Below are 9,124 nucleotides of genomic sequence, written 5' to 3' on the forward strand. Positions count from 1 at the left end.
ACCGTTGAAAGAACTCGGTGTCTGACACCGTTGAAAGAACTCGGTGTCTGACACCGTTGAAAGAACTCGGTGTCTGACACCGTTGAAAGAACTCGGTGTCTGACACCCTCTGAGACGCTGCCGCAAGTTGACGATCGTCTCGCCAGGGTGTCAGACACCTGCCGCAAGCCGGAGACTGTTTTATCTGCCGCAAACCAGAACTCGGTGTCTGACACCCTCTGAGATGCTGCCGCAAGTTGACGATCATCTCGCCAGGGTGTCAGACACCTGCCGCAAGCTGGGGACTGTTTTACCTGGCGCAAAGCTGCCGTCTGCTACTTCGGTGGCAGCGAGCCCGCCGGGTCGACCGCCTGGCCGTCGTAGCGCAGTTCGAAATACAGCCCGACCTGCTTGCTGTCGCTGTTGCCCATCTCGGCGATCTTCTGGCCCTGCGACACGCGCTGGCCTTCCTTGACCAAGAGCTTGCTGTTGTGCGCGTAGATGCTGAGGAAACTGGCGTTGTGCTTGACGATGACCAGATGCCCGTAGCCGCGCAGGCCGCTGCCGGAGTAAGCCACCGTGCCGGGCGCGGCGGACACGACGGGGGTGCCGGCGGAATTGCTGATGACGATGCCGTTTGAATGGGAACCGTCGTAGCCGCGCGTGACCTTGCCCTGCGCGGGCCAGACCAGAGAGATCGCGCCCGGTGGCGCGGTGCGCCGCTTGCCGGATGACGCGGTGGCGCGCGGGGCGGGCTTGGGTTTGGCTTTGGTGCTGGCCTTGCTGGGCGGCGAGGTGCGCGCTTGGCCGGCCGGCGGGTCGACTCGCAGGACTTGGCCGACTTCGATCGAATTTGAGTTCGACAGATTGTTCCACCGGACCAGATTGCTGACGGTCGTGCCTTCCTTGCGCGCAATCTGATAAAGCGTGTCGCCCGACTGGACCCGGTAATAGCCCGGTTGGACCTTGGTCGTTCCGCAGGCGGTCAGCAGCACCAGAAGCGCCGCCATCATCGCGCCCAGCCATAAGCGGGCATATAGACGGACACATAGACGGAAATGCGGTCCGGCGCGTTCAAGCCCGACGAGTCCCCGTCCGGCGGGCCGAGTGGAAACGGACAAAGTCGAGGCAACGGAGAAAGTCGAAACGGGCAAGGTGCGATCGGACGCTATCGAACGGGATGAGTTCGAACGGGACGCGGCCGAACGGGATGAGTTCGAAACGGACAAGGTCGAAACGGACACGTTCGAAACGGACAAGGAAAGCGCTGAAACCTGGGGCACGGGGTCACGTGTCGGAAAGAAGTGCGTTCAAGGGTACCAAGAAATTGGGAACGCTTGGCATAGAATGCCTGCATGCCTTCGTCGACCCGCCTCCTGTGCACGCTGCGCGCCCTGCGCGCCGAGGCCGTGCTTTGGCTGGCGATTCTGGCATTGGCGCTGCGGGCGCTAGTCCCCGCCGGCTACATGCCGGACACCCGCGCGCTGCATGATGGCCGGCTCGAAGTCACCTTCTGCTCGGCCGCGGGCAACCTGTCGTCGTTCAGCGTGGCGCTGCCGTCCGCCGATGGCGGCAAGGCCCCGCACGACAGCGCCAACACCGGCGCGCAATGTCCCTTCGGCCTGCTTGTCCACGTCACGCCCGCCACGGCGCCGGCCATGACGCCGCTGTTGCTGACGGCAGCCGGACATCCTTCCTTCCCTCTCCCGCACCGCGCCCCGCCCGCGCAGCCCGCCCACGGTCCGCCGCTGGGTTCACGCGCCCCGCCGCCGCTGGCCTGACTTCGTCCAGGATCGTCCCCACCCCTTACTAATTAGTAAGGCGCTGCGGACGGCACTTGCCGCACGGCCAGACCGCGCGGCCGACTCGTCAACCCAGAGGTCTCAATGAATTCCCTTTTTTCGCGCACGCCCGCCGGCGTGACGCGCGCCGCCCCGACGTCGGGCGCTCCCGACCCGCGCCGGCGCCTGTTGCTGTCGACGCTGGCCCTGCTGCCGCTGGCGGGCTGCGGTCCCGACGCCCCGCCGCTGCACGGCATGGACCTGTCCGGCATGACCACCGGCGACTTCCGGTTGCAAGACACCGACGGCAAGACCCGCAGCCTGGCCGACTACCGCGGGCATCCGGTCATGCTGTTCTTCGGCTTCACCCAATGCCCGGACATCTGCCCGACGGCGCTGACCCGCGCCGTCGAGATCAAGACGCTGCTGGGCAAGGATGCCGAAAAGCTGCGCGTCCTTTTCATCACTGTGGACCCCGAACGCGACACGCCCGAAATCCTGCGTGCTTACACCGAGGCCTTCGATCCCGGCTTCGTCGGTCTGCGCGGCACGGCGGAACAGACCCGCGCCGCCGCCCAGGCGTTCAAGGTGTTCTACCAGAAGGTCCCGACCGGCTCGTCCTACACCATGGACCACACCGCGCTGACCTACCTCATCGACGCCGAAGGCAAGCTGCGCGTGGCGCTGCGCCATCAGCAGAGCGCGCAGGAATGCGCGCAAGACCTGCGCAAAGTGCTTTGAATCCCGTAAAGGAAACCCTCATGAAAAAGCTCTCGATCAAACCCCTGGCCGCCGTCTTTGCCCTGGCGCTGGCAGGATTCAGCCACTCCGCGCTGGCGCAGGACGCCGGCCTGTCCGTGCAGGACGCCTGGGTGCGCGCGACCGTGCCCAACCAACACGCCACCGGCGTGTTCATGCAGATCACGTCCAAGGAAGCCGGCCGGCTGGTCGGCGTGGAATCGCAGGCGGCCAAGCACGTGGAAGTTCACGAGATGGCGATGCAGGACAACGTCATGAAGATGCGCCAAGTCGCCGGCGTTGATCTGCCCGCCGGCCAGGCAGTGGAACTCAAGCCCGGCGGCTACCACGTCATGCTGATCGACCTGGCCAAGCAGATCGTGCCGGGCGATCACGTCGCGCTGACGCTGATCGTGGAAGACGCGGCCCGCCAGCAGCGGCGCGTGCCGATCGACGCGGTGGCCCGGCCGCTGAACGCCACGGCCGCGCCGGCCGGCGGCCACGGGCACTGACCGGTGGCGGGCAGACGCGTGCCGCGTGTCTGCCCCCATATCGGGGACACATAACCCGCCGCCGCAACAGCGCCGTGCCCCGATTCACCATACAATGCCTGCACATCCGAATCCCGCGCCTTAAGGCCCGGGCAGCAGCCGGCCACCGCCGCCGCGCTCCGGATGCCAGCGTTCCGCGCAGCCGGGCGTTCGTAACTGCCGGCAGGCTGGCCGGCGCCTCTGTATCTGGATATGCCCGGTAGTTCCGCCTTTTCCTTCCTGCGTACCCTCTGCAGCCTGCGCTGGCTCGCCATCGCGGGCCAGGCCGCCACCGTCCTCGTCGCCAGCAGCGTGCTGGGCCTGGATCTGCCGCTGGAACCGCTATGGCTGGGCGTCGGTCTGCTGATCGGCTTCAACGTCTACGCCAGCCTGCGCCTGCGCCATCCGCGCGACCTCTCCCACGCCACCGCCTTTGGCCACCTGTTCATCGACATGGCGGTGCTGGCCTGGATGGTGGGCTGGAGCGGAGGCATCAGCAACCCGTTCGGGACGATGTTCCTGATCCTGACCGCGCTGGCCGCGCTGGCGCTGCCGCGCAACTGGGCGCTCGCCGCGGCGCTGGCCGGCGTGCTGGGCTATGGCGCCGCCGCCATCTTCGGCCAGCCCCTGCGCGGCGACGTCGATCCGCACACCCTGCTGTTGTGGGGCCTGGGCGCCAACTTCCTGATTTCGGTCGTCGTGGTGCTGGTGTTCTCGACCCGCCTGGCCGCCGACATGCGCGCCCGCGAGCGCGAGCTGGCCCGCCTGCGCGAACGCTTCACCCGCAACGAGGGCATCGTCGCGCTGGCCACCCACGCCGCGGCGATGGCGCACGAGCTGAACACGCCGCTGGCCACCATGACGCTGCTGACCGACGAGATTGCCGCGGAGGTCCAGGACGACGAAGACCTGCGGGAAGACGTCACCACCCTCAGCCAGCTCCTGGCCCTCTGCCGGGAACGCATTCGGAATCTGGCGGTCCCAACCGCCGTGGATCTGGTTCGCGTCGTGGGGCAATGGCGTCTGATCCGCCCGACCATCGACCTGCAACGCTCGGGCACGCTGCCCACCAGCCTGCGCGTCGATCCGGCCATCGCCCACCTCTTGCAGGCACTGCTGAACAACGCCGCGGATGCGGGCGAATCCGCCGACGCGCCCCGCGTGGACCTGCATCTGGAATACGGTTATGGCGCCCTGCGCGGCGAAGTCCGGGACTACGGGCGGGGTTTCGATCCCGACCATGCCGTGCTGCCAGCGACCAGCCTGTTCAACAGCGGCAAGCCGGGAGGACTGGGCGTCGGCCTGGCCCTGTCGCACGCCACCGTGGAACAGATGGGCGGCGAAATGACCATGACCGCGGCCGAAGGCGGCGGCACCCGCATCCGCTTTTATTTGCCTCTCGGCAACCCCGGGACCTGAATGTGATGAATGCAAACGATCTTGGCCTGCTGATCGACGACGACGAACTCTACGTGCGCACCCTGCAGCGCAGCCTGTCGCGCCGCGGCCTCGAAACCCGAACCGCCACCGGCATCGCCGAGGCGCTGCGCGTCGCCGAGGAAATCCGTCCGGCTTTCGCCCTGGTCGACCTGCGCCTGGGCGAAGACTCCGGCCTGACCTTGATCCGCCCGCTACGCGCGCTGCGGGAAGACATGCGCATCCTGCTGGTCACCGGCTACGCCAGCGTGGCCACCGCCGTGGAAGCCATCAAGCGCGGCGCCGACGATTACCTGCCCAAGCCCGCCACGGCGCCGATGATCCTGCGCACGCTGGGTCTGGTGAAGCCAGAAACAGTTACGATCGAAACGACCATGACGCCGTTGCACCGCCTAGAATGGGAGCACATTCACCAGGCTCTGCACGAGACCGGCGGCAACGTTTCAGCCGCGGCGCGTCTCCTGGGCATGCACCGGCGCTCGCTTCAACGCAAGCTGGCCAAAAAACCGGGGCCGGAACGTGAGGTCCTCCCGGAATGAGTTGTGCGGGGCGACACATCTTTACAACACCCCCGTGTGCAGGTGCGACATATCGTCGCACCCCCTCCCTCCCCTCGGGGCTTCCGCTCCCCTAGGAAAACCCTGAATCCGCCGCCATTAGGCCGGATTTCTCCCAGGCAATGCGACCTTTCGTCGCAGGCTTGACCCAGATCAAACCGATAGGATGGACGTTGCTGCCTAGCAGCATTCCAGTCTGCTGCTTTGCAGCATTTCCCACCTTCCATCCAAGGCTGTACGTGAAACACCCCCTCCTTGCGACCCTTACGCGCATATTTGGCGTCGGCGCGGTCATGCTGCTTGGCGGCTGCAACATGGAAATCCTCTCCCCCAAGGGAGATATCGGCATCCAGGAAAAGACGTTGCTGCTGACGGCGACCGGGCTCATGCTCATCGTCGTGATCCCGGTCCTCATCATGATCGTGGCGTTTGCCTGGAAGTACCGCGCTTCCAACACCAAAGCTGACTACCAGCCCAAGTGGGCCCACTCCACGGCAATCGAAGCCGTCGTCTGGACCGTCCCTTGTATCATCGTGGCGATTCTTGCCGTGATCACCTGGCGCTCCACGCACGCGCTGGATCCCTACAAGCCGCTCGTGTCCGAACACAAGCCGGTGACCATCGAGGTGGTTTCGCTGGATTGGAAGTGGCTCTTCATCTACCCCGAGTACGACATCGCCACGGTCAACGAGATCGCGTTCCCCGTGGACGTTCCGGTCAACTTCCGGATCACGTCGGCATCGGTCATGAACTCGTTCTTCATTCCCCAGCTCGGCAGCCAGATCTACTCGATGGCCGGCATGGAGACCAAGCTGCACCTGAACGCGCGCGAAATCGGCACCTACGCCGGCATTTCGGCCAACTACAGCGGCGGCGGTTTCTCGGGCATGCGCTTCAAGGCCCATGCCATGTCGCAGGAAGGGTTCGACAACTGGGTCAAGGAAGCGAAGGCTGCTCCCACCGCCCTGACCCCCGAGGTCTACGCGGAACTGACCAAGCGCAGCGAGCGCAACCCGGTCGTGAAGTATTCGTCGGCGCCGCCCGCCATGTTTGATTTCATTCTGGGCAGCACGATGACCAAGATGGCCGGCGTGGACTCCGCCACGTGCACCTCCACGTCGAATAATCTGATCGCAGGAATCAACTAACAATGCTCGGGAAACTTACCCTCGAGGCCATTCCGTACCATGACCCTATCGTCATGGTTACGCTGGCCGCCGTGTGCCTGGGAGGCCTAGCGGTCTTCGGCGCCATCACCTATTTCAAGAAGTGGCAGTACCTGTGGACGGAGTGGCTTACCACCGTCGACCACAAGCGCATCGGCGTGATGTACATCATCGTCGCCCTGATCATGCTGCTGCGCGGCTTTGCCGACGCCATCATGATGCGCACGCAGCTTGCCGTCGCGTCCGCGGACTCGGCCGGCTTCCTGCCTCCGCACCACTACGACCAGATCTTCACCGCCCACGGCGTCATCATGATTTTCTTCATGGCGATGCCCTTCATCACCGGGCTGATGAACATCGTCGTGCCGCTGCAGATCGGCGCCCGCGACGTGGCGTACCCGTTCCTGAACTCGCTGAGCTTCTGGCTGTTCGCCGCCGGCGTCGTGCTGATGATGCTGTCGCTGTTCGTGGGCGAATTCGCCGCGACCGGCTGGCTCGCGTATCCGCCGTTGTCGGGGTTGGACTACAGTCCAAGCGTGGGGGTGGATTACTACCTCTGGGCGCTGCAGATATCCGGGCTGGGCACAACGCTTAGCGGCATCAACTTCATCGTCACCATCCTGCGCATGCGTGCGCCTGGCATGACCCTGATGAAGATGCCGATCTTCACCTGGACCTCGCTGGTCACCAACGTCCTGATCGTCGCCGCCTTCCCCGTGCTGGCCGCGACCCTGGCGCTGCTGACGATGGACCGCTACCTGGGCACGCACTTCTTCACGAACGACGGTGGCGGCAACGTCATGATGTACGTGAACCTGATCTGGATCTGGGGTCACCCCGAGGTCTACATCCTGGTGCTGCCGGCCTTCGGCGTGTACTCGGAAATCGTTGCCACGTTCGCCCGCAAGACCCTGTTCGGCTACAAGTCCATGGTCTACGCCACGGCCGCCATCGGCGTGCTGTCGTTCCTGGTCTGGCTGCACCACTTCTTCACCATGGGAGCGGGGGCCAACGTCAATGCCTTCTTCGGCATAGCGACAATGATCATCTCGATCCCGACCGGGGCCAAGATCTTCAACTGGCTGTTCACCATCTACCGCGGCCGCCTGCGCATCACGACGCCGGTGCTGTGGACGCTGGGCTTCATGATCGTGTTCGTCATCGGCGGCATGACCGGCGTGATGCTGGCCATCCCCGGCGTGTCGTTCATCCTGCACAACAGCCTGTTCCTGATCGCCCACTTCCACAACACCATCATCGGTGGCGTGGTGTTCGGCTGCATCGCCGGCATGGTCTATTGGTTCCCGAAGGCGTTCGGCTTCACGCTGAACGAACGTCTGGGCCGCTACTCGTTCTACTGCTGGTTCGTCGGCTTCTTCCTGGCCTTCATGCCCCTGTACGTTCTGGGCTTCAAGGGCATGACGCGTCGCCTGAACCACTACGACAACCCCGAATGGCAGCCTTACCTGCTGGTCGCGCTGGCTGGCGCCGCGCTGATCATGCTGGGCATCTTCTTCCTGCTGCAGCAAGTGTTCGTCTCCGTGCGTCAGCGCAAGCAGAACCAGGACGTCACCGGCGATCCGTGGGATGGCCGCACGCTGGAATGGTCGATCTCGTCGCCCGCGCCTTTCTACAACTTCGCCCACGTTCCTCACGTCGATGAGCTGGACCAGTTCTGGGAAGACAAGCAGAGCGGCAAGGCCTACAAACGCCCCGCCAAGTACGAAGACATCCACATGCCGAAGAACACCGCCGCTGGCGTCTGGATCGGCGCCTTTGGCCTGGTCATGTGCTTTGCGCTGATCTGGCACATCTGGTGGCTGTCGATCGCCGGCCTCGTGGGCATGATCGGTTCGTTCATCGTTCGCGCCTATGACCGCGACGTCGACTACTGGGTCCCGGCCGCGGAAGTCGAACGCATCGAAAACGCTCACTTTGACAAAATGCAGAAGGCCGCCTGAGCCATGATTCAAGCCGTAGCCACTCACCCCCACGCGGGTCACGACGATCACGCGCATCACGACGATGGATCCAAGACCGTTTTCGGTTTCTGGGTCTATCTGATGAGCGACTTGCTGATCTTTTCGGTGCTGTTCGCCACGTTCGCGGTGTTGTCCAACGCCACCGCGGGCGGTCCGTCCGGCAAGGAACTGTTCGACCTGAACTTCGTCCTGGTCGAAACGCTGTTGCTGCTGGTGTCCAGCTTCACCTTCGGCATGGCCAACCTGAACGTGCACGCCAACAACAAGAGCCGTGCCATGGGCTGGTTGATGGTCACGTTCCTGTTCGGCGCGGGCTTCATCGCGATGGAAATCTATGAATTCCATCACCTGATCAGCATCGGCGCCGGCCCGGGCCGCAGCGCCTACCTGTCCGCGTTCTTCACGCTGATCGGTACGCACGGCCTGCACGTGACCTTTGGCCTGATCTGGATCATCGTCATGCTCGACATGATCCGCCGTCATGGCCTGGACTCGATCAACAAGCGTCGTCTGGCGTGCCTGAGCCTGTTCTGGCACTTCCTGGACATCGTCTGGATCTGCGTCTTCACCTTTGTCTACCTTCTGGGAGCCCTCTGATGTCGCACTCCGCTGCGGCCGCACACGGCCACGACGATCACGCCGCCGACCACGGCAGCCTGAAGTCCTACATCATCGGTTTCGTGCTCTCGCTGCTGCTCACCTTCGGCTCGTTCGGCCTGGTGATGCACGGCGCGCTGTCCCACACCGCCACGATCATTGGCGTGGTGGCACTGTGCATCCTCCAGTTGCTGGTTCAGCTGGTGTACTTCCTGCACATGGGCGCATCGAAGTCGTCCCGCGACAACCTGGCCACGTTTGTCTTCACCGTGCTGATCATCTTCATCATCGTCGGTGGTTCGGCCTGGGTGCTGTACAACATGAACGTCAACATGGGCCACGCCATGTAATGACGGC

General features: G+C 64.2%; 10 protein-coding genes. 9 read left to right on the forward strand and 1 reads right to left on the reverse strand.

What is annotated here, in order from left to right:
- Positions 1-314: 314 nt before the first annotated feature.
- On the reverse strand, positions 315-992 hold the full coding sequence (locus RT697_RS25910; RefSeq protein WP_409517492.1) for a peptidoglycan DD-metalloendopeptidase family protein: 678 nt from the start codon (positions 990-992) through the stop codon (positions 315-317).
- 342 nt (positions 993-1,334) lie between these two features.
- Here RT697_RS25910 and RT697_RS25915 point away from each other — a divergent pair, with 342 nt between their 5' ends.
- From RT697_RS25915 to cyoD, 9 genes are all read left to right on the forward strand, one after another.
- Complete coding sequence (locus RT697_RS25915) at positions 1,335-1,760, forward strand: DUF2946 family protein (protein ID WP_313702517.1); 426 nt, start codon at positions 1,335-1,337, stop codon at positions 1,758-1,760.
- 105 nt (positions 1,761-1,865) lie between these two features.
- Positions 1,866-2,501 (forward strand): SCO family protein, encoded by a 636-nt coding sequence (locus RT697_RS25920; RefSeq protein ID WP_313702518.1) that lies wholly within the window; start codon positions 1,866-1,868, stop codon positions 2,499-2,501.
- Positions 2,502-2,521: 20 nt separating this feature from the next.
- Entirely contained in the window at positions 2,522-3,010 is a 489-nt protein-coding gene (locus RT697_RS25925; RefSeq protein ID WP_313702519.1) for a copper chaperone PCu(A)C, read from the forward strand.
- 231 nt (positions 3,011-3,241) lie between these two features.
- Complete coding sequence (locus RT697_RS25930) at positions 3,242-4,447, forward strand: ATP-binding protein (protein ID WP_312428051.1); 1,206 nt, start codon at positions 3,242-3,244, stop codon at positions 4,445-4,447.
- Between the two features lie 5 nt (positions 4,448-4,452).
- Entirely contained in the window at positions 4,453-5,004 is a 552-nt protein-coding gene (locus RT697_RS25935; RefSeq protein ID WP_056558235.1) for a response regulator transcription factor, read from the forward strand.
- Between the two features lie 257 nt (positions 5,005-5,261).
- Complete coding sequence (gene cyoA, locus RT697_RS25940) at positions 5,262-6,170, forward strand: ubiquinol oxidase subunit II (protein ID WP_312428049.1); 909 nt, start codon at positions 5,262-5,264, stop codon at positions 6,168-6,170.
- A 2-nt stretch (positions 6,171-6,172) separates the two neighbouring features.
- The gene (cyoB, locus tag RT697_RS25945; RefSeq protein ID WP_191576114.1) at positions 6,173-8,149 is read left to right on the forward strand and encodes a cytochrome o ubiquinol oxidase subunit I; all 1,977 of its coding nucleotides are present in this window, start codon (positions 6,173-6,175) and stop codon (positions 8,147-8,149) included.
- Positions 8,150-8,152: 3 nt separating this feature from the next.
- A complete protein-coding gene (cyoC, locus tag RT697_RS25950; protein ID WP_056326361.1) occupies positions 8,153-8,767 on the forward strand; it encodes a cytochrome o ubiquinol oxidase subunit III in 615 nt (204 codons plus the stop codon).
- The gene (gene cyoD / locus RT697_RS25955; protein ID WP_175124443.1) at positions 8,767-9,117 is read left to right on the forward strand and encodes a cytochrome o ubiquinol oxidase subunit IV; all 351 of its coding nucleotides are present in this window, start codon (positions 8,767-8,769) and stop codon (positions 9,115-9,117) included. The genes cyoC and cyoD overlap by 1 nt, the downstream gene beginning before the upstream one ends.
- Positions 9,118-9,124: the final 7 nt, after the last annotated feature.

The organism is Achromobacter sp. (genome assembly GCF_032113835.1).
Classification (GTDB): Bacteria; Pseudomonadota; Gammaproteobacteria; order Burkholderiales; family Burkholderiaceae_B; genus Achromobacter.

Coding starts and splice junctions, on each gene's coding strand:
- cyoB (WP_191576114.1), top strand. CDS start 6,173: ATGCTCGGGAAACTTACCCTCGAGGCCATTCCGTACCATGACCCTATC.
- RT697_RS25910 (WP_409517492.1), bottom strand. CDS start 992: ATGATGGCGGCGCTTCTGGTGCTGCTGACCGCCTGCGGAACGACCAAG.
- RT697_RS25915 (WP_313702517.1), top strand. CDS start 1,335: ATGCCTTCGTCGACCCGCCTCCTGTGCACGCTGCGCGCCCTGCGCGCC.
- cyoC (WP_056326361.1), top strand. CDS start 8,153: ATGATTCAAGCCGTAGCCACTCACCCCCACGCGGGTCACGACGATCAC.
- RT697_RS25935 (WP_056558235.1), top strand. CDS start 4,453: ATGAATGCAAACGATCTTGGCCTGCTGATCGACGACGACGAACTCTAC.
- RT697_RS25920 (WP_313702518.1), top strand. CDS start 1,866: ATGAATTCCCTTTTTTCGCGCACGCCCGCCGGCGTGACGCGCGCCGCC.
- cyoD (WP_175124443.1), top strand. CDS start 8,767: ATGTCGCACTCCGCTGCGGCCGCACACGGCCACGACGATCACGCCGCC.
- RT697_RS25930 (WP_312428051.1), top strand. CDS start 3,242: ATGCCCGGTAGTTCCGCCTTTTCCTTCCTGCGTACCCTCTGCAGCCTG.
- RT697_RS25925 (WP_313702519.1), top strand. CDS start 2,522: ATGAAAAAGCTCTCGATCAAACCCCTGGCCGCCGTCTTTGCCCTGGCG.